Source organism: Minwuia thermotolerans (assembly GCF_002924445.1).
Classification (GTDB): domain Bacteria; phylum Pseudomonadota; class Alphaproteobacteria; order Minwuiales; family Minwuiaceae; genus Minwuia; species Minwuia thermotolerans.
The window spans coordinates 1-25666 of the sequence record NZ_PIGG01000044.1 but is presented as its reverse complement, the minus strand read 5'-3'; the positions used below and the strand labels follow the sequence as shown (position 1 = coordinate 25666).

General features: G+C 59.3%; 20 protein-coding genes and 5 pseudogenes. 5 read left to right on the top strand and 20 right to left on the bottom strand.

Translation table 11 applies throughout. From position 1 onward, the window contains the following. Both CWC60_RS14245 and CWC60_RS14240 read right to left on the bottom strand, forming a co-directional pair. The coding region (locus CWC60_RS14245; protein ID WP_109794611.1) for a S8 family serine peptidase at window positions 1-2489 on the bottom strand (2489 nt) is incomplete at its 3' end. A 424-nt stretch (window positions 2490-2913) separates the two neighbouring features. Continuing rightward, a pseudogene (locus CWC60_RS14240) lies at window positions 2914-3771 on the bottom strand (transposase); the annotation flags it as partial. Window positions 3772-3900: 129 nt separating this feature from the next. On the opposite strand from CWC60_RS14240, the gene CWC60_RS14235 reads away from it, so the two are divergent. From CWC60_RS14235 to tnpC, 3 genes are read left to right on the top strand one after another with little or no spacing between them, the layout of a single operon-like run. Further along, entirely contained in the window at window positions 3901-4263 is a 363-nt protein-coding gene (locus CWC60_RS14235; RefSeq protein ID WP_109794609.1) for a transposase, read from the top strand. Window positions 4264-4289: 26 nt separating this feature from the next. Further along, window positions 4290-4616: an IS66 family insertion sequence element accessory protein TnpB gene (tnpB, locus tag CWC60_RS14230; RefSeq protein ID WP_206419942.1), complete on the top strand. Its 327-nt coding sequence runs from the start codon at window positions 4290-4292 to the stop codon at window positions 4614-4616. 55 nt (window positions 4617-4671) lie between these two features. Next, window positions 4672-6252 (top strand): IS66 family transposase, encoded by a 1581-nt coding sequence (gene tnpC, locus CWC60_RS14225; RefSeq protein ID WP_109794607.1) that lies wholly within the window; start codon window positions 4672-4674, stop codon window positions 6250-6252. A gap of 30 nt (window positions 6253-6282) precedes the next feature. Here tnpC and CWC60_RS14220 read toward each other — a convergent pair. Continuing rightward, window positions 6283-6510: pseudogene (locus CWC60_RS14220) on the bottom strand (transposase); the annotation flags it as partial. A gap of 358 nt (window positions 6511-6868) precedes the next feature. Here CWC60_RS14220 and CWC60_RS14215 point away from each other — a divergent pair. Beyond that, window positions 6869-7039: pseudogene (locus tag CWC60_RS14215) on the top strand (transposase); the annotation flags it as partial. A 99-nt stretch (window positions 7040-7138) separates the two neighbouring features. On the opposite strand, the gene CWC60_RS14210 reads toward CWC60_RS14215, so the two are convergent. The 17 genes and pseudogenes from CWC60_RS14210 to CWC60_RS14135 all read right to left on the bottom strand — a co-directional run bounded on the left by CWC60_RS14210 (window position 7139) and on the right by CWC60_RS14135 (window position 25437). After that, window positions 7139-7861: a GNAT family N-acetyltransferase gene (locus tag CWC60_RS14210; protein ID WP_109794606.1), complete on the bottom strand. Its 723-nt coding sequence runs from the start codon at window positions 7859-7861 to the stop codon at window positions 7139-7141. Next, complete coding sequence (locus CWC60_RS14205) at window positions 7851-8204, bottom strand: GtrA family protein (protein WP_241147934.1); 354 nt, start codon at window positions 8202-8204, stop codon at window positions 7851-7853. The genes CWC60_RS14210 and CWC60_RS14205 overlap by 11 nt, the downstream gene beginning before the upstream one ends. Window positions 8205-8252: 48 nt before the next feature. Further along, window positions 8253-9026 (bottom strand): class I SAM-dependent methyltransferase, encoded by a 774-nt coding sequence (locus CWC60_RS14200; protein WP_164516553.1) that lies wholly within the window; start codon window positions 9024-9026, stop codon window positions 8253-8255. Between the two features lie 83 nt (window positions 9027-9109). Next, on the bottom strand, window positions 9110-10036 hold the full coding sequence (locus tag CWC60_RS14195) for a glycosyltransferase family 2 protein (RefSeq protein WP_164516552.1): 927 nt from the start codon (window positions 10034-10036) through the stop codon (window positions 9110-9112). Between the two features lie 11 nt (window positions 10037-10047). After that, the gene (gene rffA, locus CWC60_RS14190) at window positions 10048-11199 is read right to left on the bottom strand and encodes a dTDP-4-amino-4,6-dideoxygalactose transaminase (RefSeq protein WP_109794602.1); all 1152 of its coding nucleotides are present in this window, start codon (window positions 11197-11199) and stop codon (window positions 10048-10050) included. A gap of 14 nt (window positions 11200-11213) precedes the next feature. Further along, a pseudogene (locus CWC60_RS14185) lies at window positions 11214-12333 on the bottom strand (IS630 family transposase). A gap of 75 nt (window positions 12334-12408) precedes the next feature. After that, window positions 12409-14139 (bottom strand): hypothetical protein, encoded by a 1731-nt coding sequence (locus CWC60_RS23295; RefSeq protein WP_125182791.1) that lies wholly within the window; start codon window positions 14137-14139, stop codon window positions 12409-12411. 331 nt (window positions 14140-14470) lie between these two features. Beyond that, window positions 14471-15511, bottom strand: coding sequence for an EpsG family protein (locus CWC60_RS14180; protein ID WP_164516551.1), 1041 nt, complete (start codon window positions 15509-15511; stop codon window positions 14471-14473). Beyond that, window positions 15508-17493, bottom strand: a complete 1986-nt coding sequence (gene asnB, locus CWC60_RS14175; protein WP_109794601.1) for an asparagine synthase (glutamine-hydrolyzing) — start codon at window positions 17491-17493, stop codon at window positions 15508-15510. The genes CWC60_RS14180 and asnB overlap by 4 nt, the downstream gene beginning before the upstream one ends. A gap of 307 nt (window positions 17494-17800) precedes the next feature. Continuing rightward, the gene (locus CWC60_RS14170; RefSeq protein ID WP_109794600.1) at window positions 17801-18709 is read right to left on the bottom strand and encodes an SDR family oxidoreductase; all 909 of its coding nucleotides are present in this window, start codon (window positions 18707-18709) and stop codon (window positions 17801-17803) included. Further along, window positions 18706-19815, bottom strand: a complete 1110-nt coding sequence (locus CWC60_RS14165; RefSeq protein WP_109794599.1) for a glycosyltransferase family 4 protein — start codon at window positions 19813-19815, stop codon at window positions 18706-18708. The genes CWC60_RS14170 and CWC60_RS14165 overlap by 4 nt, the downstream gene beginning before the upstream one ends. Before the next feature lie 2 nt (window positions 19816-19817). Next, window positions 19818-20666, bottom strand: a complete 849-nt coding sequence (locus CWC60_RS14160) for a class I SAM-dependent methyltransferase (RefSeq protein ID WP_109794598.1) — start codon at window positions 20664-20666, stop codon at window positions 19818-19820. Window positions 20667-20690: 24 nt separating this feature from the next. Further along, complete coding sequence (locus CWC60_RS14155; protein WP_206419941.1) at window positions 20691-21899, bottom strand: glycosyltransferase; 1209 nt, start codon at window positions 21897-21899, stop codon at window positions 20691-20693. Window positions 21900-21905: 6 nt separating this feature from the next. Next, a complete protein-coding gene (locus CWC60_RS14150; protein ID WP_109794597.1) occupies window positions 21906-22682 on the bottom strand; it encodes a class I SAM-dependent methyltransferase in 777 nt (258 codons plus the stop codon). A gap of 4 nt (window positions 22683-22686) precedes the next feature. Then, on the bottom strand, window positions 22687-23802 hold the full coding sequence (locus CWC60_RS14145; protein WP_109794596.1) for a glycosyltransferase: 1116 nt from the start codon (window positions 23800-23802) through the stop codon (window positions 22687-22689). Beyond that, entirely contained in the window at window positions 23799-24212 is a 414-nt protein-coding gene (locus CWC60_RS14140) for an acyltransferase (RefSeq protein ID WP_206419940.1), read from the bottom strand. The genes CWC60_RS14145 and CWC60_RS14140 overlap by 4 nt, the downstream gene beginning before the upstream one ends. 217 nt (window positions 24213-24429) lie before the next feature. Beyond that, window positions 24430-25437: a glycosyltransferase family 2 protein gene (locus CWC60_RS14135; protein ID WP_109794594.1), complete on the bottom strand. Its 1008-nt coding sequence runs from the start codon at window positions 25435-25437 to the stop codon at window positions 24430-24432. A gap of 72 nt (window positions 25438-25509) precedes the next feature. Between CWC60_RS14135 and CWC60_RS24175 the strand changes: the two are divergent. Next, a pseudogene (locus CWC60_RS24175) lies at window positions 25510-25666 on the top strand (IS630 family transposase); the annotation flags it as partial.

The following is a 25666-nucleotide window of genomic DNA, read 5'->3' as shown; positions in this document are numbered from 1 at the left end:
CCCGCCGTGTTCTCCAGCAGCGTCACCGCGCCGGCGCTCTCGATCACGGTCTCGGGCTTCTCGGGCTCGCCGATGATGCCGTCGCCGTCGATGTCGACGCCGCTGGCAGCCTCCATGATCCAGGGGGGGTCAACGGAATAGTACTTCACATACGCCCCAGCGCCGTCGGTCTCCCACATCGTGTAGTCGCCATTCGTGCGCTGCCAGAGCAACTGGAAACCACCGCCCCCGAGCCCTTCGGCATGGATCATCGACCAGCCGGCATAGCTGTCCCCTGTCACCGCCCCGCCGTCTCGGGTGATCCCCGTCCGGACACCGCCAGCCTCAACCACATATGCACCCGCCGTGTTCTCCAGCAGCGTCACCGCGCCGGCGCTCTCGATCACGGTCTCGGACGACAGCTCCGGCGCGTCGACGAAGCTGATCAGCAACTCGCCGAGGTCGGCGGCCAGCACGCCGAGCAGGCTGAGTACGGCGCCGTCGTCCAGGGTCACGTCGAAGCCGTCGGCGCCATCGACGCCGGCCGCCACGAAATCGTCGGCGCTGCGGATCGCGCCGGAGCCGCCCAGTTCGAGAGCGTCCAGGCCGACATCGAAATCGGTGATCGTGTCGCCGCCCTCGCCGACTGTCAGGCGGAACAGGTCGGCGCCCGCCCCGCCGGTCAGCGTGTCGTCGCCGGCGCCGCCGTCCAGCACATCGTTCCCGCGCGCGCCGTTCAGGTCGTTGGCCACGGCGTTGCCCAGCAGGGTGTCGGCCCCGTCGCCGGCGATGGCTTCCTCGATCACCGTGCCGTCGGCGATGGTGAAGGTCTGGCCCGCGAGCGCGCCCGCCGCGCCGGCGGTGAGGTCGATGAGCGCCGCGCCGGTCAGGGCGGCGGCGTTGATGCGGTCGCTGCCGCCGTCGTCGGAGAGGGTGCGGCGCTGGGGGTCACCCGCGGCGACGAGGCCGTACTCATCGGTGTAGATGTAGTCGTCATCGCCGTCCGCCGGATCGCCGTAGAGATCGAGCGACCAGCTCAGCAGCCGCCCGCTGTCCTCGGCGTAGTGATCCGAGATCGACAGCGTCCAGTCGCCGACCGCGTCCTCGCCCCAGTGCCGGGCGCTGGTGAGCACGAAGTTGATGTCGTCCTGGCCGGCGCCCCATTGGCTGCCGGCGGAGAGGCCCGGCCGGTCGACCAGGGTGGAAGTCGTGCCGTCGGGCGAGGTCAGCGTGACGACGAGGTCGCCGATCCAGCTGTGATCGATGTTGATGTCGACCTCGACCCATTCCAGGTCGATCGCGTCGGTGATGGTTATGGTATCGGTGACGGTCGCGTTGTTGGCGATGGTCAGGAACGGCGAGCGGCTGGCGCCGACCGAGAATTCGTTGGCGTGGGTGGACTGGTCGCGCCAGCTCTCGGCCAGCCGCACCGCCGCCAGCGCGTCGACCAGGCCGAAGCCGAAATCGTGGCTGACATGCAGCCCGCCGCCGTTCCAGTCGCCGGCGGCGTTGAGCGCCCACCCGCTGTTGCCCGCGTCGATCCGGCGGGAGCTGTAGGCCAGGATCTCCTGGACGTCGCGGTAGCCGAGGTCGGGGTTCGCCTCCAGGATCAGCGCGGTGACCCCGCTGACCATGGGTGTGGCGGCGGACGTCCCGTTGAAACCGTTGACGAAATCGCCGCTGACATAGCCGGCCGAGCCTTCCCGGTCGGTGGTGATGACGCCGCCCGAACCGCCGCCCGCCGCCACCGGCGCGGTGGTGATGACGGCGGCGCCCGGCGTCGAATAGAAGGTGATGTCGCCGTCGTCCTCGGCGGCCGCCACGGCGATGGTGAAGCGGGAGTTCTGGAAGTTGTGATAGTTGACGTCGTCGCCGTCGGCGCGGCTGTTGCCGGCGGCGAAGACCCAGACCGTACCCAGCCCGTCGCGGCCGGTCGCGACCGCCTCCTCCAGCGCCGTGGCGTGAGGCGCGAAGGCAGAGCTCTTGAAATTGTCCGAGAAGAAGCCGCCGAAGCCCCAGGAGTTGTTCGAGATGTCGACACTGGTCTGGAGCCGAAGGTTCTCGGTGATCTGGCCCAGTGTGCCGTCGGCGCCAAAGCCCATGCGGAAGCCGGCGATGGTGGCGTCGAAGGCGACGCCGACGGAGCCGAAGCCGTTGTCGTCGGCGGCGATGATGCCGGCCACGGCGGTGCCGTGGGCGTCCGAGCCCTCGGCCATGGCGTCGCCGTCATTGCCGCGGGAATCGTTGTCGATCGAGGTGTCGTAGTTGGCGGCCAGATCGGCGTGGGTGTGGGAGACGCCGTCGTCGATGATGCCCACCGTGACGCCGGCGCCGGTGTAGTCGTCCCAGACCCCTGTGACGTTGAGATCGATGCCGGCGATGCCGCCGGTCTGGCCGGTGTTCAGAAGGTTGAACTGGCTGGAAAACAGCGGGTCGGCGGGCAGAGCGTAGGCGGTCGGAACCAGCGGTTCCTCCGCGACGTCCGCCGATGTGTCGCGCGTGCTACTCAAAACTGCGCCCCGGATGTCTGTGCCTTGCCCTCGACCAATGCACAGAATGAATGAACACCTGCTGAACAGGTCCGCATTCGAATCGTACCCGAAATAGTATGCAAACCGTACTTTCGATGCAGGTTACGTGATCGGCGTCACCCGCGATAGAGTGGGGTTTTCATACCCCCGGCCGGCAGCGAGAGGCGTGGCGGCGGCGGATGGCTGAAGAGCGTGGACTTCCGGGTCACCGGTGCTGCATATCAGTCGGCGGTGATCGCGCCGGTCACATGTCCGGCCGCAGCCTAGTGGACACCTCGAAGAACCGGCTTTCCGGTGAGGCGACGGTACCGAATTGGCCGTGAAGGTGCGGAGGACCCGGCAGTTTCCGGGTGATTTCGCCATCGTTGGGGCCGGTCAGGCTCATGATCTGGTTCCAGGGCCGTCATGCGGGCGCAGGTCTCCCTTCGAGCCAGGCGAACCGGTGCATGTTGTAGGCGAGGTTGGCCATGCCGATCTTCGTCCTGGCCCGGGCGATGCCGATGGTGCGGACGCTCAGGCTCATCGGCCCCTTCTGGTGGGCGAAGACATGTTCGACTGCCGAACGGACCCTGGAGCGCGCGGCGTTGGCCTTCTTCTTCGTTGCGGGCATCGCCTTCCTCTGCGGCTTGCGGAAGTGGATCCTGGAGTCCAGTCCGAACCGCGACAGCAGCGCCTCGTTGCGCCGGGATCGATAGGCCGTGTCGGCCCATACCGGGCTCGCGGTATTGCCGGGATCGATCAGGTCGCCGAGCTGGCGGCCGTCGTTGGCCGCCGCGTGGGTCACCGTCCATTTGCGGATCAGGCCGTGGCGGCGATCCGTCGAGATGTGGTTCTTGTAGCCGAACCCGGGCACCATGATCTCCGGGCCCCTGGGCCGGCCATCCTCCAGGCGGCGCACCTTTCCGCGCTTCATTGTCCAGCGGGCGTCGCGGTCCTTCTGGGCGAGCCTGGCGGGGTTGTCCTCCCAGCCCTCGGGAACGCGCCCGTCCTTGAGCGCGTCCTTCTCCTCGTCGGTATTGCGCTGCTTTGGCGCCGAGACGATGGAGGCGTCCACGATCTGGCCCGACATCGCCAGGTAGCCATGATCGCGCAGGTGAGCATCGAACCGGTCGAACAGGGACTCCACCGCCCTGGCGCGAACCAGAAGCTCACGGAACAGCCAGATCGTCTTCGCGTCGGGAACCCGGTCGTGCAGCCCCAGGCCGAGGAAGCGCATGAACGACAGCCGGTCGCGGACCTGGAACTCTGTCTGGTCGTCCGACGTAAGAGGTGCGCAGGCCCCCTGCCTGTTTCCGGGCGCTGTATGTGATTGATTGTCCATCGTTTGATGAACGATGGGGGCACAGCTTTGCAGCAAAATGTGCAACGTTCCTTGGTCGCTGAACCTGCAATGGTCGAGCGTCTGGAGGTGATCGCCGGCCCGACGGGGCGGCGCAACTGGCCCGATGCGGTGAAGGCGCGGATCGTCGCCGAGTCGTTTGCAAGGGATGCGCGGGTGTCGGATGTCGCCCGGCGTCATGGCCTCCAGCCGCAGCAGTTGACCACCTGGCGTCGCCTGGCGCGGGAGGGCAAGCTGGCGCTGCCCGACGATGACGAGCGGCTCGACTTCGCTTCTCTGGTGGTTGAGACGCCGTCCGGTGATGACGCGGCGCCGATCGAGCTCGAGGTGGAGGGCGTGATCGTACGCCTCCCCGGCGACAGCGCGACGGTGCGCATAGCCGAGATCGCTGCGGCGCTGCGCGCAGCCCTGTGATTGTCCCCGCCCAGGCTGTCCGGATCGTGATTGCGACGAAGCCGGTCGACTTCCGCAAGGGCCACGACGGGCTCGCCGCCGTCGTCCAGAACGAACTCGGCCTCGATCCTCATTCGGGGGTTGTCGCGGTGTTCCGCTCGAAGCGCGGCGACCGGATCAAGGTGCTGGTCTGGGACGGCAACGGGCTCGTGCTGGTCTACAAGCGGCTCGAGCAGGGCCGCTTCGCCTGGCCGGCGATCCGCGACGGCGTCATGCGGCTGTCGCAGGCACAGTTCGAAGCGCTGTTCGAGGGTCTCGACTGGCGGCGGGTTCACGGACCGCGGCGGGTGCGCCGACCGGCTGCGGCGGAGTGACTCGGGTGCTGCCGGCGGTGTCCCGGAAGGGCCCGGCGGGGGTTATGATGCGGTCGTGTCTTCGCCCGCCGATATCGACCTCGACGCCTTGCCAGTTGATGTGCGCATGCTCATCGAGAGCGAGCGCGCGGCCCGGGCCGAACTCGAACAGCAGGTCGCGACGCTCGGCCGGCACAACGAGCGCCTCGCGCATCTGGTTCAGGAGTTCCGCAAGGCGCTTTACGGCAAGCGGTCGGAGAAGCTGAGCGCCGACGAGCGGCAACTCGCCTTCGAGGATCTGGAGACAGCGCTGGCGACGGCGGAAACGGCCAAGGAGGCCGCCGACGCGACGACGCCGGCGGCAGGGCATGACGCTCGAGCGCCGGTCCGGCGCAATCTCGGCCGGCTGCCGAAGGAACTGCCGAGGATCGAGCAGGTGCTCGAGCCCGCGTCGGGGTGCTGTCCCTGCGGCGGCGAGATGACCCGGATCGGCGAGGAGCGCACCGAGCGCCTCGATATCGTGCCGGCACAGTTCCGGGTGATCGCCACCGTCAGGCCAAAATACGCCTGCCGCGTCTGTTCGGGCGCGGTGGTCCAGGCGCCGGCCCCGGCGCACCTGATCGAGGGCGCGCTGCCGACCGAGGGGCTCATCGCCCATGTGCTCGTGGCGAAGTACGCCGATCATCTGCCGCTTTACCGCCAGGCACAGATCTACCGGCGCACCGGCATCGATCTGCACCGCTCGACGCTGGCCGATTGGGTCGGCAAGGCCGCCTTCCACCTGGCGCCGGTGGTCGACCGGCTCGCCTGGCACATGAAGGGCTCGACCAGGCTGTTCATGGACGAGACCACGGCGCCGGTGCTCGATCCTGGTCGAGGCCGCACACGGACGGGCTATCTCTGGGCACTGGCGCGCGACGATCGGCGCTGGGGCGGCAGCGACCCGCCCGGCGTGGTCTACATCTATGCTCCCGGCCGTGGCGCGGTTCATGCCGAGGCGATGCTCCAAGGGTTCACCGGTATCCTTCAGGTCGATGGCTACAGCGCCTACAAGACGCTCGCCGGCAAGGCGCGGCCGGAGGGGCCGTTCACGCTCGCCCATTGCTGGGCGCACGGGCGCCGTCAGCTGCGCGAGGTCTTCGAGCGCGACGGCTCGCCGATGGCCGAGGAGGGGCTGCGCCGGATCGCCGAACTCTACCGCATCGAGGCCGAACTCAAGGGCCGGTCGTCTGAGGAGCGTCGCGCCGCCCGCCAGGTCCGCTCGCGGCCGATCGTCGAGGCGTTCCGTACCTGGCTCGACGCGCAGCGGGCACGCGTCTCGCCAAAGTCGCGCATCGGCGAGAAGCTCGGCTACTTCGCCAATCACTGGGCCGGCCTGTGTGTCTTCCTTGGCGATGGCCGCGTCGAGATCGACAGCAACGCCGTGGAGAACACGATCCGGCCGCTGGCTCTCGGGCGCAAGAACGCCCTGTTCGCAGGGCACGACGAGGGCGCGCGGAGCTGGGCTCATATCGCCTCGCTGATCGAGACGGCGAAGATGAATGACCTCGATCCCTTCGCCTACCTGAAGGCGACGCTGGAGGCGCTCGCAAAGGGCCATCCGAACCAGCGGATCGACGAGTTGCTGCCCTGGGCCTTCAACCAGACGTCAAGCTGACTGCTCGACGGTCCAGACGCACCGCTTACCGTCCGACAGGTTGTAGAGCGCCTGGAGAACCAGGATCTTGAACATCAGCACCGGATCGTAGGGAGGACGGCCGCCTCTGTCCCGATCCGAGCGCCGCAGTGCCCGAAGCAGCGGCGCGCGGAAAACCTCGAAGTCCACCAGGTCGCCGAGCCGGAGCAACGGATCCCCTGCCGCCGACAACGACGCATACCGTCCATCAAGATCGAAAAACCCAGGCTGTCCCGCCATCGCTTCCTCCCTCGTCGCCGTCACCGAAGTGAATCAAATCCGCCCGAGGAGAGCGAGGTTTTTCGAGGCGTCCTAGTGGCGTCTCATTCGCCGAACTGGCTACTCTTCGAAAGGTGACGTCCCCGGATGTGGTGTAGCTGGATAGCGCGGTGGTCATCGGCGCTTTCCGGTGGGGTCTGGTTGCGAGACCAACTCCTGACTGGAAGGACTACCGATGACCGACGACATGATGGATCGTAGGCGGCCGATCATGGCCGCCCACCGTCGGGTGGTTTGGCGGTTGTAGTTTACGTCGTTAACGACGTCGTTATTGACGTCAACGACGGAGGCAGCATGCGGCAGGAGATTTTGGGCGTTGAACGTCGTCGGCATCTTCCCCAACGACGACGCCATCGTCCGCCTGGTCGGAGCGGTGCTGCTCGATCAGAACGACGAATGGCCAGTCCAGAGAGCCCGCTACATGACGCTGGAAAGCGTCGGCCGGTTGAACGATGATCCCCTCATCAGCCTGCCAGCCGTGGCGCGCTGATCAGCCCGGCAATGCCGGAGAGCACGGCGACCAATGCCGCCAGCTACACCACTCGCTGGGACACCATCCTTCGAAACGCTCGTTGCATCGCCGACACACTCACAACCACTTATGAAAAGTATACAGGCTTCGGCTGTGGTAAAATCCGAGTTGCGACCAAACCCTCTGCACTGTGTAATTGTTGATCTGAGTAGAGGTGACCACCCGGGAAAATCCGCGCGACTCTGCTAGGGCCAGCGCCTCGCCCACCAGCATTCCATAAATTCCTTGGCCATGAGAGGCAGGCTCAACCGCGTTCAGAACGATCTCCATCTCTTCCGAATTATTGCTCCGCAGGGTTAGGAACCCCACGATTCCATCACCATTTTCGGCCACCAGAACAGGTGCCGCAGAAGATATGCGCGCCGTGCTAGTTTCAGCCCATTCAACATAGGCAGCATCAGCCGCACCCAGATCAAGTCGCGGATCGGCATGGTAGTGGCCCATGTAGCCAGCGAACCCAGCTTGGGCGACGTTCGCCACCTGGTCGGCGTCCTCGGATGCCGCGTGACGAAAGGAAATCCCATTCGGCGGAGGCGATCTTGGGGGCAATTCGCCAAGCTTCCGTGTATAATAGACCAGAGTATCCATCAGTAGGTACCCTGCCGCCTCGAATGCATGGACGCGGGGCAGATCAGGGGCCGGTATGCGCACGGTTAACATCTTGACGCCCTTGTTTCGCGCAGCCGAATCAATCGTTTCCGGACTGGCCGTGGAATCGATGACGTGCGCTGCCAAAATGCCGAAACGTTTGGTCTCAAGTACATTGACCTCAATGGTCATTGTCAGCCACCGATCTACCAAAACGTAAGATTTCGAGGCTCACGTAAATTATGATCGCCGCCAAGCCAATCACAATGATCTGCGCAAGCGCGGGATGCATGAAAAAAATGAGCACATGCATCGAGCCCATCGCTGCCACCAGCCCGATGAAATAGGCCAACAAGTACCGCGGCATGTCCCGGGAATGGCTACATCTGCTACGAAAGGCCCAAGTGCGATTGACTAAATAGCTGACTGAGACCATTATGATATATGTGATGCCGGAAACCAGCACCGGGTTAAGACCCGCGAAATGCAGGATAAGAAACAGCCCGTAGCCCAAGAGATTGCATAGAATCCCCACTGCGCCATAACGAACGAAGCGGGTCGCAAACCCTGGCCAGACCACGGCTCAAACCGTTCTGCTAAGGGTGAATTGGATATAGGGAAGATAGTTCTGTACAAACCGGAACTCTAGCAGCCAGTCGAGCAGTCCTGTGCGTCTGAGAATTTGCGCAGGCAAGGCCAAAATGCTCTGCCGTCGCCGGAAAGCATCATCGGTGTCGAGCCGCTCAATCATCTCGCGGATGATCTCTGGATCAACCTCAATCTCCAAGCCGATCTCGCGGGCGGCCTTCCGGATTTCGACAAGACGGACGAAATTAAGGCTCTGGAACAGGCCGGCATTTGCGTTATCTCGCTCGAAACGATCGATACGCTTCTTAAACAAAGCACCAGTAATCCGCTTGTTTAATACGATCGGAAGGCGAAAATGGGATTCATAAGGAAACCCATAATTCGGACACAGAACGACACAGTGCCCACCAGGCGCCATTGAGCGCACAATGAAATTTAGGAAGTCCTTCCAGTCGGGAAGATGCTCAAAAACATTAACAAGGAAGATGAGGTCCCACATCCCATCCTGCGGGAAGCTTTCATAGCCGCCCAGATGTATATCTACCCGACTACGCTCAGCCCGCATTCGCTCAATAAATTCATTAAAGAAATCAAAACCGTCGCTGAAGGGCTCGATGCCTCTGACCGTTAGGAGGGGGAAGCGCTCTGTAATTTCTGCCAACAAGATGCCTGGACCAGATCCCACCTCCAGTACGCGCGCACCATCTGGCAGACCTACAAGTAAAGGAAGTACTTTGCGCAAGCCAAACTCCGCCTCTTCGAGATACATGTCTCCCTTTGAAATTTGCCTAAAATAATTCCGAACGGGCTCGGAGATTTTGGTATCAAGCTGTGATGTAGTGCAAAAATCGTTCATATTCGCGAATTAAATGTTCTGGTCTCAACAATGATACGTGGGCGCCTCTTTACTTCTGAGAATACACGCCCGAGGTAGAAGCCATGTATCCCAAGTGTGGCCATGATCAGTCCCGAAAGGAACCAGACCGACAGGACGGTGCTGGTCCATCCCGGCACGGTAAAGGCGTTACCGAGCCAAGCGGCAACAAGAAGAAGCGAGACAGCTGCGGAAAGCAAGCTGAAGGCAAGGCCAATGATGACACTTAGCTTGAGCGGTCGATCAGAGAAGCGGATAATGATGGCGGTGGCTAGGCGCAGCAGTCGCAGCAAACTGTATGCGCTCTGCCCGACCGCCCGATCCGCCCGGTCCAAACGGTAAGTCTGCCGCTTGAGGCCGGTGAGCGCGATCATCATAGGCAGAAACACCTCCTGCTCGCGGAATTGCAACAGGGTGTCGACCATGCGACGGCTGTATAGACCGAAATTCCCGATATTGCTGATTCGCACGCCGCCCAGCACATTGATCAGCTGGTAGAAAGCGCGCGACGCAAGGCGGCGAAATGTGGAATCTGACCAATTCCCGCGATCCACCACTACCGCCTCGACATCTCTTGCTACGGCTATTTCATGCAGCTTCGGCAGTATCGCCGGATCGTCCTGAAGATCACAGTCCATTACCGCCACCCAGTCACCACGGGCCTCGGCGAGCCCAGCCCAGATCGCCAGATGCTGTCCGTGGTTACGCGATAGCCGGACACCACGTACGCGCTTATCGACCTCGGCCAAGTCGCAGATCAGCGGCCAAGGGTCATCTGGCCCCCGGTCGTCCACCAGCAACAATTCCCAGTCGAGCCCGGCTTTGTCAAAGGCCGAGCGCACAGCATCGCACAATGCCTCTAGGCAGTTACGACAGCCGTAGACGGGGGATACGACGCTTATCATCGGGAAGTGATTCATAAGATGGCCCGCTTTGGCCCCTCAAAGTAGGTCATAGCCACGTCGATCACGTCTTCAACCTGGGAGCCGAGATCGAAAAACATCGGAAGGCGCACCAGCGTCTCGCTGATCCTCTGCGTCACATCCAAAGGACCGGCTGCGCGGGCATAGCGCTGTCCAGCCGGGGCGTTGTGTAAAGGCACGTAATGGAAAGGACACATGATCTCCTGGGCCCGCATATGGGCAATGAACGCCTCTCGGTCATCCAAATCGTTTAAGAGTAAATAGAACATATGACCATTGCCCTTGCAATTGGTTGGAACGCGAGGAGGTCGGACTCTTCCGCGTTCGGCAAGTGGGGAAAAGGCTTGTGTATAGCGGTCAAATATCTCAAGACGACGCTTTTTTATGGTGTCAGCCAATTGTAGCTGTGCATGGAGATAAGCCGCAACCAACTCTCCAGGCAGAAACGACGACCCAATATCAATCCAAGTATACTTGTCGACATCCCCACGAAAAAACTTCGATCGATTGGTTCCCTTCTCGCGAATTATCTCCGCCCTCTCGTATAACTCGGCCCTGTTAACCGTAAGTGAACCACCCTCACCGGAGATTACATTTTTAGTCTCGTGAAAGCTAAATGCAGCCATGTCTCCCAAGCTGCCCGCTGGCCGTTCCTTGTAGGCCGAGCCAAGCGCTTGAGCGGCATCCTCGATCAAGAGGCAACCTGAGTTCTGTGCAATCTCTGTCAATGCATCCATATCCGCAGGAAAGCCTGCATAGTGCACAGCGAAGATCGCCTTTGTCTTTGGCCCTATAGCCTCCGCAACGCGCTTCGGATCAATATTAAGCGTTTCAGGGTCAATATCCACAAACACGGGCACAGCGCCGCGGAGCGCAACCGCATTAGCCGTCGAGACAAAAGTAAACGACGGCATAATCACTTCATCGCCAATCTGAAGATCGCATAGAATTGCAGCCATCTCGAGAGCTGCTGTGCAAGAATGTGTTAATAGAACATGTTGACTTCCAGTAATTGTCCGCAATATATCAACACACTTATTTGTATGAAAGCCGTCACCAGAAAGCTGTCCCCTTTTAATTGCATCTTCTATGTATTCAACTTCGTTGGCAACAATTGATGGTTTGTTGAAAGGTATCGCTTTCATTTCACTGCTCCATGCTATTGGATTGATTCCAACGTTAGGAACCCACGATTTCGAGCGGCGATGATGTCGTCGGGATCGGCTTTCCAGACGAACGGCCGGGTGTTCTGGGCATTGTATTCACGGACGAAGCGGTTAATGGCGGCCTGAAGGTCGGCGACAGAATGGAAGACACCGCGCTTGAGCCTGTGCCGCGTGAGCTTCGAGAAGAAGCCCTCAACGGCATTGAGCCAGGAGCGCGAGGTCGGCGCGAAGTGGAAGGTCCAGCGCGGATGACGGGCAAGCCAGTCGCGCACTTTGTCCTTCTTGCGCGCGACCCCACGGGTCCGGCCGAACACCGGCCCGAGGACAGGCTCCGTTGTCGAGGATCACGTCGACGGTTTGGTCCGCGGGCACCTCGCGTTCGATGCGGTTGAGGAAGCGGATGAACTCCTGATGGCGGTGGCGCTGCATGTTCTGGCCGATGACCGTGCCGTCGAGCACGTTGAGCGCGGCGAACAGCGTCGTGGTGCCGTGCCGTTTGTAATCATGCGTCATGGTGCCGGCGCGGCCCTTCTTCATCGGCAGGCCGGGCTGGGTGCGATCGAGCGCCTGAATCTGCGACTTCTCGTCCACCGAGAGCACCACGGCATGGTCCGGCGGATCGACATAGAGGCCGACGATATCGGTGAGCCCCCCGGCGAAGGCCGGGTCGTTCGAGAGCTTGAAGTGCCGCCAGCGGTGCGGGCTGAGGCCGTGGGCCTTCCAGATCGCCTGTACCGTCGATGCCGCGACGCCGGCCACTTTCGCCATCGCGCGCAGCGTCCAGCGGGTCGCCTCGAACGGCGGCGGCTCCAGCGTCAGGCGGATGATTCCGGCGCCACGTTCCGGCGGGATCGGCGCCTTGCCCGGCGGGCGGATCCTGTCGCGAAGCAGGCCGTCGACGCCCGCGTGCATGAACCGCTCCTGCCAGCGCCAGACGCAGGTCTTGGACTTGCCGGTCTCGGCCATGATCGACGAGGTGCCCAGGCCCTCTCCGCTAAAAAGGACAATACGCGCCCGCCAGACGTACTTCTGCGGGCTCTTGGGGTCCGCGACCAGCGCCTGCAATCGCTGGCGGTCAGAAGACGAGACGGTGAAGGATGTTCCGGCACGCATGCGACAGACTCGCACGACAGGGCCCGCAGAGGTATCCCAAAACGGACTCATCTGAACCGTTCAATCCAATAGTACTTATTCAACTTTTCTCGGCCTAAAGAGCACCACTGTAATTTTATCGCCCTCCGCACCCCAGCTTGGGGCCTCAACCGTAAGTATCGGTATAAATTGCTCATCGAACGTCACACCCATATGTTCCAGCCGTCCAATGAAACTATTGAAGTGGGGTGATCTGTTACCGCCGTTTTCAAGATCCGTCGACCGCGCCAAAATCCAACCTTCTAGAATCTTGCTATCATCCATTTCGGAAAAAATCGTCTGGCTGAACCTTTCTCCAAACGCATCGAGTAGCCACGCCGCACCGGGTGGCCGACCGTTTAACAGAACAACTGCTATTGGCAGCTGACCAGACAAATCGAACACAGTTGGTCGTATTTCGGGCGGTCCATCGTAGGCAGCCATCCGAATTTCTTCAACAAAGCTAGAGATGCTTTGCGTCGTATTAAGCGCCTGGTTGTTTCCGAAATCCGTAAGAATGGTCGCATCCTGCAGCCCACCCGCCATCCGATAGGGGTACTTGATCATATGATACCCAACCATCAAAACAATACTTATTCCGATCATAGTAACGACGCTAACTATATAGTTTCGCTCTCGATCGGTTGATGTTATCGCGGCAACATAAGCAGCTGGGAAAGAATGTCCTATGCCTATGAATAGGATTTGTGAATAGTATGCGTTTTGCGTACCGAAAATAGCGACCAATGGAATGCAAACAAGCCCCAAAATTATAACAACAGTATTCATTTTAAAACCGGGTTTAAATAATATCCACAACGTAAGAAGTATATTTAGATTGAATAAAGTTATCATAGCGGCCTGAATCATAGATCTACCAGTCTCTGTATATAGAATATACGCGGTGGCAATTGGTATAAGATATATAATGCCAAGGATCTGCCGACTATAAATTGATAGCGCATTGCGCCTAATTCTGCCCCCCCCAAGGACAATAAGGATAGCCATTACCACCAATACCGGAACTGCAATAATCCAGCCGACTAGGAAAACTGCGCCTGCTGAGGCCCTTAAATACCAGTAGATACGTTCGATTACGCCATGGGCCATCAGTGATAGCGAGTGTGTTTTCCCATAAGAGTAAACATCAAGGCCGTTTTTAAAACTCTCGATCACATGGCCAACGGCGCCAGTTGTGAGATGAAATACAATTGCAAAAAAAATACCCCCAATTATTGATAAGACGCCGATATTTATAAATAATAGGTATTTTTTTAATTTTACAGATACCGCGATAAAGCAACCCGCAGCAAATAATGTTAGCGCCACCGCACTTGAAGCTTTTATAATCACCAAAGCTGCAATAAGAAACCCAAGAATTATGCTCATTGCTGCGCATATATATGGAATCCTATCGATTTCTGCATGTAATATCATTGTTACTGCAGCTATTCCAAAAATACTAAACGCAAGAGATAGACTATTGTAACTTGGATCAATAATAAAACTCGCAAAGTAGGATACAATTGCGACAAATGTTCCAATCAATACATATACCAATCCAATTTTATCTTTTAGAACAAATTTAATTGCCAAGGCTAATGCAAATGCGGAGGCATTCAGTAGAACAATATTCAATATCCGATTTGAAACTATCCCATGTTGTCCAAAAAATAAATTCCAGACCAAGCCAAAATGTGTTAAAGTATAATCAATATCAAAGGGGTGCAGGATATGAAGAAGATAAAATCCATGATCGCCCAGTTCGTAACCAGAATTGATGTTCAAAAATAGAATTATATAAATCGGACCGATAGAGGAAATCAAAAATAGGAGTTCAGATTCTGGATATTTCCTAATTAGCACTAGTTTTCCTTATCAATATTTGTGGTTCGTACAGGCTCATAGATCCAAGTCTCGCTAGATGAACTCGGTACAATTGCCGATTCGAATGGTTTTCGGATACCCCACCCTCCCATAGGTTAGTTCCAGCGCCTGAACCACATCCTCACACCGGCAGGCGAATACGGCCCCCTTTTTTTATACTGTCACTCACTTTCAGTCATAGCTCCCGGAGAAAATGACCCGTGTGGCAGCGTCCAAAGTGAGCGCGACACCGTCAACCGAAGCCAAACCGATACGGAATGTAACACTGTTCGAAGTGCCAAGATAACTGCGTCCAGACGACGAAAACAAAGGTCAGTGCCGCATAGGGCATGATAGTGAAGAATTGCCGGCTTGTCGCCAAGGACAGGTACGGTATGCGCGCGAAGATCATCGCCTGGACCGGGATGAGATAGTAACCGAAACGATCCCCGATGACAGTCGAGACCAAAAGCAGCGAAAGAACGGAGATCATCGCCCAAGCCCCCATGGCTGCAAGCTTATAGTCATCCGGGAATTTTCGGCGCCAGTCAGGCGCCAGCGCCAAAAGAAAAAACAGTCCGGTTAGCCCGAGAATGGCAAGTCGGAAGACCGCACCGGAAGCCTCCAATTCGGTTTCGATGTAACGGCTTTCTGCAATGCCGGCCGCTTCTGTCAGCGACAGAAGATAGAGGCCAGGAAGGGCAAGGATCGCCGCGATCAGAACATTCTCCCGGTTGAACCGGCCAACAACAAAGGGCGCGAAGGCAAGGAACAGCAGGATACTTGAGTGAAAGGTTGCGCCAAGGAGGACCCATGCTACATATACCGCAAGTCGACGATCGATGAAGGCGGTGTAAGCAAGGCACATAAAGCCGATCGCGGCACCTTGGCGGATCGCGGCCATCGGCATGTTGATGATCAGTATCGGAAAGCAAAGGACAAGAAACGCGAGCGGGTCGAGCTGGCGTCGCGCGAAGACATGCAGCCCGAGGAAAAACAGGCCCGCGGTCACGGCATTCAGATACTGGTACGGCACTCCCAAATCGCGCAGGAGCAGGATGAGCCCCCAGTGTCCTGCCTCCCGGGTCGCGAGAGCCTCGCTATATGTGGTCACAATCGGGTAGTTGTAATTGATCAAATACCCTATCCAGTCGCAGCCGACTTCGAACCGAAAGCCAACGAAGAGAAAAAGGCCGATCAAAATGAACCAGTAGAGGACTTGTCGGAGATCGCGTCCAGACCGCCCCAGATAGGCAGCCAACAACAATGCGGCATAGGCGCCGTAATAGGTCAAAGTATCACGACCTCGCGGCATTCCGCCTGAGCGGCCTGTTCCTGCAACCAGGCCTGCAGCATGAGGAGCGACCACAACGTAGCACCGTGATTGGCGCGGTTCTTCTTGTGCACAGACCAGAGCATCTCCACCGGCTCGCTCGCCAGGACACCGTATTCCTCGATGAGATCCCTGGACAAAAGCTTGTCAGCCCAGGACATCAACGGACCACGCAGCCAGCGATCAATCGGAACGGCGAAACCCTGTTTCGGACGCTCCAGCAGCGCCTGTGGAACATAGCGGTAGAGGATATCCCTGAGGACGCGCTTGCCGTTGCCGTTCCGGATCCGGGCCTCCAGTGGCAATGACCAAGCCGCCTCGACCGTCCGCCTGTCGAGATAGGGCGCACGGGTTTCAAGCGAGGCGCTCATCGCCGCACGGTCCACTTTGACAAGGATGTCACCCGGCAGATAGGTGAGCGTGTCCATCGCCATCAGCCACTCCTCAGGGACGAGTTCATCGAGCCCCGGCGGGGCGAAATCGCATCTTTCGGTTTCCGGGGAGGCCAGAAGCAAAGTCGGATCATCCATATGACGAGTCAGGGCCCAGTAAAGTTCCGCAAACGATGTTGCGCGCGCCGCAATTTCACCGAAACGACTCGCCCTGTCGAGTGTCGTTGTCGGCAAGCCGGCGCGGCGCACGAGGGCGCGCATCACGCCTGAGCTGCCACCCCCGACCCTCTGTATGATCTTTCCAATGAAACCTGCATGTCGACGCAATGGCGCCGGAATACGCGCCATCCGCGCCCAGAGTCGCGGCACCATGACATGCCTGTTGTAACCGCCGAAAATCTCGTCGCCGCCGTCGCCGGTCAGGGCCACTGTAACATGCTCACGCGCACGACGGCAAAGAAGAAGCGTCGGTATTTGAGAGGAATCCGCGAAGGCTTCGCCGTAGACCCTTCCCAGATCGGGAATGATCTCGAGCGCGTCTTCCTCGTGGAGGCGATACGTGTTGTGATCCATTCCAAGATGCTCTGCAATGCGCTCGGCATGGACACTCTCGTCGTACCCAAAATCGTCAAAGGCGATCGTAAATGTCCTGATCGGGCGATCGGCGCATTGCCGCATGAGGGCCGCGACCAGGGAGGAGTCGATGCCTCCGGACAGAAAGCAACCGAGCGGCACGTCACTGATCATCTGGGACCTGATGACGTTCTTTAGAACCTCCTCAACCTTGTCAGCAGGGTTTGGTTCGATGCGGCCTCTCCGGCCCCCATTGCGTCCGGCGCGCACGAGATCGGTAAAACTGTTGTAGTCGAAAATACGTTCCTCGCCGGTTTGCGGCTTTATCTGAAGAATGGATCCCGGACGGACCTTTCGTACATCCTTCCAGATACACATTCTGTCGGAAACCACGCCGGTCGCCAGGAATTCCGTCAAGGCGCCTCCATCCAAAACCGGCGCGAAGTCCGGCACAGCCCGAAACGCCTGCAGCTCGGAGGCGAATGCCCAACCTTTTTTCAGTTTCGCGACATGTAGGGGCTTTTCCCCCATGCGATCACGCGCAAGCGACAGCACGCCCTCGCGGCTGTCCCAGAGCGCCAGGGCAAACATTCCCGCTGCCTTGCGCAGAGTTTCCGCAAGTCCCCACCGGCAAATGCCCATGAGAAGAGTTTCTGTGTCGGAATGGCCGCGCCAAGCAATGCTGCCCACGCCTACAGCCAGTTCATCCCTGAGGTCCAGGTGATTGTAAATTTCGCCATTGTAGACGAGCACCAAGCGGCCGTCGCATGACGCCATGGGCTGGGCGCCAGCCGCGGAGAGGTCAATGACCGCAAGGCGCCGGTGCGCCAGCCCAATCCCGCTTGACACGTCTATCCACAAACCGTGGTCGTCCGGGCCACGATGAAAAAGGCGCGCCGCCATTTTCTCCAACCCGCCCGCAGCAAGCCAATCGGTTCCTGTTCCCGGTTTCGCAAGGAGACCGGCAATCCCGCACATATTTAAACCCTACCCTGCACATGCGAAGTCCAAAGCCGCAGCAGGGCGCGCAGGTTCGAGCAGAAACCGCCGAGGGTTTCAGCCACGGATTTCATCGGAACCCTCCTTCGGCTGCGACTGCGCGAGCCACGACCTTTTTCTGAGCGGGTCTTATCCAGCGCCTCCTCAAGGACCTCGCCCCCCAGCGTCATGAACCCGATCGTCCCTCCAGCGTGCGACAGATCGACGATCGACTGCCACCGATATCTCAGCACAACGCCGGTTCTGCGTCCTGCCAAGCGCCTCCCCCGCCTCGATCGAAAAAGCCTTAATCCAGGTAACCTTGGTAGTATTCGTCAAGATATTCGCGCAGGCACACCCGCCAGTCGCGCATGATATTGCAGCCGCGCAATTCGAGCTTCTTGGTGATCAGCCGCTCGGACGCCGGGCGAGCGGCGAAATATTCCGTGGCAAAGAAGTCTGACGATACCGGTATTACGACGATCTCAGCTTCCTTGCCGATTATCCGGGTCAGTTCCTGCGCGACCTCGAGCCGGCCAGTCTCCCCACCACAGACCATGTTGTACACGCCCCAATATTCGCGTCCTAGCAATAGCGCCACATTGCGGGCGAAATCGTGGGTGTAGGTAGGCGTGCCGAGCTTATCATCAACGACATGCAACTCAGTCTTGCCAGCCTTCACCTGCGCCATGATTTTCTGGATGAACTTCTTATCCTTAGAGGGGCCGGCCCCCATCATCCAGCCCGCACGGCAGACCAGAAAGCGGCGCAGGTTCTGCGTGACGAAGCGCTCGCCCATGAATTTCGAGCGCGCGTAATGGCTCAGCGGCGCAGGATCGTCCCAATCGTCATATGTTTCTTTCCGGCCATCGAAGACCCCCGCGGTCGAGATATAGAGGAGCGGGATATCTAGCTTATTGGCGATATGCACCGCCGTCTCAACCGCGATGGTATTGGTGGCATAGGCGTCGTCTGGGTGTTCTTCGCAATATTCCAGGGACGTATGTGCGCCGAGATGGAAAAGGTAGTCGGGCTGGAATGCCTCAACATCGCGCATATAAGCTTTATCATCGCGGAAATCGAGAAATTCCAGCCAGTGATCGTTTACGTTTTTGTCGGTACAGCGGAGGATGTTGTCGGCACCGTAGACTTTGTGGAACGCTTCGCCCAGCATTCCGCCTGATCCCGCAATGTAGATGCGCTTGCCCTTGATCATGTCACCTTCTGCATCACGTCTTTAAGAACTTTGTCGTAATCTCTGCCAACGGCTTGCAGCGAGTAGTTTGCCACTGCATCCTCCCGCGCCCGCTCACCCAGTCGCCGGCGTAACTCCGGATCGCGCACCAGTTCTTCCAGCGCTTCGACCCACTCGTCTTCGGTTTTCACCAGCCGCCCATTGACCCGGTCGGTGATCAGCATCGGCGTGGTGCCAACCTCGGTCGCGACGCACGGCAGGCCGAAGGCCATGTACTGGATCGCCTTGAGGCCGCTTTTGCCCAGCACCCAATCATCGATTGGCAGAGGATAGATGCCGATGTCCAACGCCTGAAGGTCGCGCACCTCGTTCTCGGCGCTCCACCGAACGACTTCGAGAGCGATGCCGGGCAGCTCGTAATCGAAATTTCCGATCACCCGTAGTTTGAACGGCACCCGTTCGGCGAGGCGGGCGAATACTCCACGCAACTGATCAAGATAGATCTTCGACGAAAAGGTGCCGGTCCAGCCGATGGTGACAGGTTGATCGTTGGAGTAGCGTGTCGCGGGTTGGAAGCGCTCTACATCGACTGAAGACGACACATAGCTGCAAGCGGCCGCCGCGTTGATCCTTAGACAAAAGTCATTGAGAAAGGGCGAAGAAGCAATGACGTGATCTGCGGTTCGAATCAGGAAACGTGCCTTGCCCGGACCCTTGATCAACCGCGCGACCGGATTGGGGTTCATATGCTTAGGCAGGTTCTGCTCTATCAAGATGTTGTCTTCGACATCGTAGATGATGCGTCTTGCTAGCGCACGAACCGTCCGTTCCATCCCGCTGGTAAGGAAAGGCGTGACAAACATGAAGACATAGACCAGATCATAGCGCCGCACGCGAAAGAGGTCACGCAATCGGCGCAGGTGGCCGCGCAGCACGCCCGCGATTTTGGCACGGGTATGGCCGGGCTGATAGATGACTTTCCACATCGCGTCATCCATGAAAGGGGAGACCTCGATCTCCCATCCGTCAGCGCGCCAGCGATCGAAATATTGCTCATATTTTAGGCGCTGTCCCGCGGCCACACCTTGGGGAAAGGGACAAAGCACGAGCATCCTCTTGTGCCCCATGCTCAAGCCCCCTTCCGCCCGAGAGCGACCCAATACGGCTCTGCCTCGGAGAAGCAGATATCGGTGAGGCCGGCACCTTTCATCATTGCGGCGATCTCGGCTCGGGTGAAGCGCTGTTCCAGGGGCGTGCCGAAGCGATCGCGGCTGTCGGTACGCATCGTGTAGAAGCTTCTGTCGCGGTAATAGGAAAGGGGCAGCGGCGCGGGGTTGACACCCAGCTTCTCGGCTAGCCGTGCGGTGCGGGCAAGCGGCCAGTAGATCAATGCGGCGAGCAGGTCGGTGGCGACGGTTTTCGCCCGTTCGGGGAGAACACTGACGGTGCAACGAAGTAGCTCCGAGGCGTGCCAGAGCGCGCGGAACCACGCCGGGCGGTTGTCGAAACGGTAGTACAGGTAAATCAAGAACGGCGCGCCAGGTTTGAGAAGGCGCGTGCAGTCGGCCAGGGCGGCGGCGGTGTCGGGGACATGATGCAATACACCTAAGGAATAGCCGAAATCCTGGCTTCCGGGGGCCAGCTGCAGAGTGTCAACGTCGGCATGGTGGAAGATGACGTTATCGATGCCCGAAAGATTCTTTTTCGCCACTTCCAGCGCGCTAGCCGCCGGGTCGATACAATGCAGCCGCCGGACGCGGGGCGCCACCCCGCGCGCCCAACGGCCCGATCCGCACCCCAGATCGAAGCCTTCAGCCCCTTCAGGGAGGCTATCGAATGGGAAGATGTCGAAATAGGTGTCGAACATCGCCGCCCACTCGTCACCTATGAGTCCGGACTGGTCAAAATGCGCCCATTCGGCGCCAAAGGAATCGACGGTTTCGGTGTCGATATTAATTTGCCGAGAATTTGCTTCCATTGACCGCTCGCTTATTTCGTGGGCTCAAAGGGAAGCCGTTAGTTGGCTGTATATTGAGCGATAGTCGGCGACGCCACGCTCGAGCGAAAAGCGCATAAGCGCGGTCTCGCGGCAGCGCGCACGCACTGCCGGGTCTTCGGAAAGCGTAAGGATACGGTCCGCCGCAGCGCCCAGCGATGCGGCATCGAAGTCGCGCAGCGCCACCCCGGTGCCGCCGCCTTCAAGTATTTCCTCCATATCGCCGACGCCGGTGTTCCCTATGCAAGGCACGCCACAGCCGAGGTATTCGGCAAGCTTGGTCGGCGCGCTTGACAATTTTGAGAAACAAGGCCGGATGAGGGCACTGGCCGCATGCATTCGGTGGATGCGAGTAGCGACCTCGGCATGGGAGGCTGCGCCGATTTCGACGCGGCCGGCGGGGATGTCAGCTCGGGTGGCGGCCGCGCGAAGCGCGTCGTGTTCGTGGCGATTGACGATCAGCATTCGCGCCTCAGGGCGCCGGCCCAAGAGGGCGCGGAAGAGCGCCATCGTTTCGTCCATCATATACCAGGTGCCGAAGCTCCCGACATAGCCGAAGACAAAAGGCTCCGGGGCGGGTGGTGCGGCCGGCGGTGCGAAGTGGTCAAGATCGACGCAGGTCGGGATCACGGTGACCGGCGGCGCTGGCTCGTCCCAGTAGTCGAAGGCTTTGATCACCGGCACCGAGGCTTCGGTCAGCGTCACCACGTGGTCGGCAGCGCAAAAAAAACGCCGCTCCAGCCTTTTGGCAATGCGGTAAATCCGGCCTTCGGCGGGCCAGATGCCGCCGTCAACCCGCTCGTCTGCCCAGAAGCCGCGAATGTCGAACAAAAGCCTTGCCCCCGTCAATCGCTTGACGGGCAATGCGATCAGCGCTGGAACATAGGAACGCACATGCACGATTTCGGTCCGCAACCGCCGCGCGAGCCACAGCGCCATCGCCTGTCCGCGCGCGACGTCATATAACGTGGCAGCAGCGCTGGGGCGCTTGTGGTAGCGCATTGGCGTCCAGCCGATCCCTGCGGAGGCAAGCCGCGTGCGCGGCACCGCCACGCGCTCGGGGCTGTCCAGATCGGAGGGCTTTTCAAACGAGATCAGGTGGATCTCGTTTTCATCGGCCAGCCGCTCAAGATAGGCAATGACCTGGCTCTGGCCCAGCGGCTCGGCCATGCCGTCATAGGAGATGTACAGGACGCGGGCCATGTCGAAGTGCATGCCCGCTCAGGGCTTGCGGCAGATCCCCACGAACTTGCCACCACTTTCGGTGACGGCGGGGGTGACGCCGACCTCCTCGACAAATTCGGCAAAGCCCAAGTTGTCCTGAATATCGTCTGAGATGAAGATGCCGCCCGGGCGCAGCGCTGCCCAGATCAGGGGAAAGGCAAAACGGCGACCGTAAAAGCTCTTATCGGAATCGTAGTGCACCAAGTCTACTGAGCCACCAGCCAGCCGCAGCGCCTTTTTCAACCCGTTCCGGTCGGGCTCGCGCACCAGTGTCCAGTTGCCGTGCAGCCGGTCGGGAACGGCGATCCCGACGAAGGCGTCGTTGCCCATCTTGGGATAGGGCATGTCAACCGAGATAAGCTGGCCACCGCCGGCCTTTTCCAGCCCTGACAGGATTGCGAGCGACGACCAGCCGTAAGCGACACCAGTCTCGACCGCTGTCTTTGGTCTTTGTGGGCGTAGCATCGCACTTACCGCGTGTATTAGCGACAGATCGCCCGCCCCTCCCATCTTCACCGACGACCTACGGGCTCGTTCGTCGCCCTCGGCTAGTAGCGCCGGGTTGAGCTCCGGCACCGTGCCTTCCAACCCAATAGCGGCCAGCGCCATTTCCAACGATTGCGCCCGCTTCGCTGCCCATTCGTTCGCGCGGGCGACCTCGTCGGCACCATCGCGGTTGGGGCGTAGCTTGCGCAGTCCCAGTTCAACCGCCTGGGCGTAAAATGTGGGACGCTGCGCGAACCACAGCATCGTCTTGACTTTCTCGATAATCATCCGACTAGCCTCTCCCTGCCCGGTGTCGCGGGGGAAATAGGGTTTCGAGGTAGCGCGCGGCAATCCTGCCGGGCGCGAAATCCGCCGCACGGGCGCGGCGCGGCGCGGGGTCGCCGGGCGCGTCCAGTCCGGCAACCATCGCCTGCGCCAGCGCTGACGCGTCTCCCACGGGCACGAGGCGCCCCAGTTGTCCGCCTTTCAGAATCTCAGCTGGACCCGAGGGGCAGTCGGTGGAGACCACCGGCGTGCCGCAGGCCATCGCCTCGACGATGACGTTGCCGAAACCCTCGTAATCCGAGGACAAGACAAACAGATCGGCGGTCAAGTAGAACGGCGTTGGGTCAGAGTGGAAGCCAGGCATCAGCACCGCTTCGGCTACTCCCGCTTCCCGTGCAACGGCGCCCAGTTCAAGACGCAATTGGCCTTCACCAAGAAGCATCAGCGTGTCGCCGGGCGCACGCATCTGGGCGAAGGCAGCAATCAAGAGGGCTTGGTTTTTCTGGCGCTTGAAAGAACCCACGGAAAGGATTCGCCGCCCGTTTCGTGGCCCCCAGATCGCCTCGGCGCGTGCAAGTTCAGCGTCGTCGGGTAGTAGTGCCGGCACAGGATTGTGGATCACTTCAAATCGACCCGCGGACATGAAGGCAAGGCGTGCTATGTCACTAGCCACGCCGTGTGAGACGGCGATCCTTCGGTCAGCTAGACGGCACCCTACCGCGAGTGAGACACGCAGCATGAGACGGGTCTTCGCACCCCATCCCGCGTATTGTCGGGAAAGGGTGTTGTGCTCGACCAGCGTCACCAGGGGACGACGCGCGCGCGGAATGCGCAGCACCGCCAGCCCGGCCGCGACGGTCAAAGGCCAAAGATTGGCAATCAGCGCCTCAATCTCGATCCGCTCCAATTGGGTGCGTAGCGCGCCGATCACCGCGCGCACACGAGTCGCTTTTAGCGCATGCACCGGTCCCAGCGTACGAGCGTCATCCAGCAGCTCGCCCGCTTCGCTCATCACGATGAAACACGGTGTGTGTCCTGCCGCACGGAATTCCCTCGCCAGCGTCAACGAAAGCCGCTCGGCCCCACCACCGCGTAGGTCGGGCAACACGAGGGCAATCTTCACTTCGGAACTTCAATCATGCGAATTACTCGCGCGGGTCCTCCCACGGCAATCGCGTTGGCAGGGATGTCCGAGGTGACCACGGAGTTGGCGCCAATGATCACATTGTCGCCAATATTCACTCCGCGGGTGATCGTTGCCTTGGCACCAATCCAGACGTTGTTTCCGATCGTCACTGGTGCGGTCAGCATCCCTGCAATTCGGTAGGGGCGGATGCCGGTGGTGTTGTGGTCTTGGTCGCGGATCGTGACATGTTCCGCGATAAGCGCGTCACAGCCGATGGTAACGCGCTCGACCGAGGTGAGGACGCTACCCTGTCCGATGAAGGCATCGGCACCTATTGCAAGCTGCCCCGCGCGTGCAATGAGCGTGCAACCTGGCTCGGCGACGGAGCGAGCACCGATCTCAATCATGCCCCCGTCAGTGGCGCGAACTCGACAGCCTGCGCTCAAACGAACTCCCTTTCCTGGTCGGAAGCCCGAGTACGCGCAGGAGAGAAGCGCCGTCCGAAGCCACCCCCCCCAGTCGGCGTGGAGTGCCATAAAATATTTCAGTATAACTTGCTCCCATGTGTGACTTACAGATGTCAACCGGCTCAGACATCTTAGATGACATAACTCAAAAAATAACTCATTTCGCTTCATGGTGGGTGTTGTTATGACTGCTCGCAAATCGCTCCACAACTCTCTTGGCGATTCCGCGAGGCAATAAACTTACAATAAGCGCCGCCAAAAACTTGCAATTGACGAATAAACTCGGCTGTTCGCCCAAAGCACGAAACAAACATTTCCTCGCCATATAAAAATCCTTAAACTCTCCAATGAAACGATAACCATATAGTCGGTGTGTGCGCATCAGCGCGCATCTTCGCAGCTTCCTAATCTGTTTTGGCAGCAATTTGTTGGCAAAAAATTTTTGCCAGTACAGTATATTTTCTCTATACATTATGTATGGATCTTTACCAATATTATAGTAGTGGTCACGCATTACCGCGACCACCTCGTGTACGTACTCGAACTCAAAATTTATGGCAATTCGGATATAAACTGCTTCACCTTCGGCACGAAATTCTTCATCCAGTGGCGTCACTTCAAAGCATTCGCGACGAAACATCGGGGTAGCGGGATAGACAAAATTTCCATATTTAATGAGTTTCTCAGCAACATTTCCTGTAAAAATTGGCAGTATCGCTAATCGGGTCTCCCCCGTATCCTCATAAAAGCGAGCCCCCCCACCATATACCACGCCGACCTCCGGGCCGCATTGCAGGAATTTCGCCACCTGGATCTCTGTCTTGCGCGGCAGATACCAGTCGTCCGACGGCAGAAAGCTCACGAACTTGCCTCTTGCTATCTCGAGCGCTCGGTTTAGGACATAGCTTTGGCCTCGGTTTTCAGCATTGAGAATCATCGTCACTCGCGGTTCGTCAGCGTATGTGCGGATGATTGAATGGCTCTCGTCGCGTGAACCGTCGTCGATCACAATCAGCTCAATGTCGCGGTAGGTCTGGTTTAGGACACTCTCGATCGCGTTGCTGATGTATTGGGCATGATTATAAGATGGGATAATAACCGAAACTAGCGGCATATCATCCCCTTCGATAGAGCCTTGACTATCAATGCTTTCAATTGTCACCATCTAGTGGATCGAACCTGACCATGGAGTCCCGGGAGGGATTCCCATCATCGTCGGGACGTGCGAGTCTGCGGCATGCGCACGGGTATCAGCTTCGAAGTTTCTCCGGATGACCGCTCTCGTCTTGAGGCGCTCGTCCGGGATCGGAACGCCCCTCAGAACCATGTCTGGCGAGCCCGGATCGTCCTCTGCACGGCCGATGGTTTCGGCACCAACGCGATCATGCGCGAGA

What these genes read in the sequence shown, in the direction of transcription:
- CWC60_RS14235 (WP_109794609.1), top strand. Translation starts at nt 3,901, where the DNA reads ATGGTCGAGCGTCTGGAGGTGATCGCCGGCCCGACGGGGCGGCGCAAC.
- CWC60_RS14210 (WP_109794606.1), bottom strand. Translation starts at nt 7,861, where the DNA reads ATGACCATTGAGGTCAATGTACTTGAGACCAAACGTTTCGGCATTTTG.
- CWC60_RS14200 (WP_164516553.1), bottom strand. Translation starts at nt 9,026, where the DNA reads ATGTATCTCGAAGAGGCGGAGTTTGGCTTGCGCAAAGTACTTCCTTTA.
- CWC60_RS14195 (WP_164516552.1), bottom strand. Translation starts at nt 10,036, where the DNA reads ATGATAAGCGTCGTATCCCCCGTCTACGGCTGTCGTAACTGCCTAGAG.
- rffA (WP_109794602.1), bottom strand. Translation starts at nt 11,199, where the DNA reads ATGAAAGCGATACCTTTCAACAAACCATCAATTGTTGCCAACGAAGTT.
- asnB (WP_109794601.1), bottom strand. Translation starts at nt 17,493, where the DNA reads ATGTGCGGGATTGCCGGTCTCCTTGCGAAACCGGGAACAGGAACCGAT.
- CWC60_RS14170 (WP_109794600.1), bottom strand. Translation starts at nt 18,709, where the DNA reads ATGATCAAGGGCAAGCGCATCTACATTGCGGGATCAGGCGGAATGCTG.
- CWC60_RS14165 (WP_109794599.1), bottom strand. Translation starts at nt 19,815, where the DNA reads ATGGGGCACAAGAGGATGCTCGTGCTTTGTCCCTTTCCCCAAGGTGTG.
- CWC60_RS14160 (WP_109794598.1), bottom strand. Translation starts at nt 20,666, where the DNA reads ATGGAAGCAAATTCTCGGCAAATTAATATCGACACCGAAACCGTCGAT.
- CWC60_RS14155 (WP_206419941.1), bottom strand. Translation starts at nt 21,899, where the DNA reads ATGCACTTCGACATGGCCCGCGTCCTGTACATCTCCTATGACGGCATG.
- CWC60_RS14150 (WP_109794597.1), bottom strand. Translation starts at nt 22,682, where the DNA reads ATGATTATCGAGAAAGTCAAGACGATGCTGTGGTTCGCGCAGCGTCCC.
- CWC60_RS14140 (WP_206419940.1), bottom strand. Translation starts at nt 24,212, where the DNA reads ATGATTGAGATCGGTGCTCGCTCCGTCGCCGAGCCAGGTTGCACGCTC.
- CWC60_RS14135 (WP_109794594.1), bottom strand. Translation starts at nt 25,437, where the DNA reads ATGGTGACAATTGAAAGCATTGATAGTCAAGGCTCTATCGAAGGGGAT.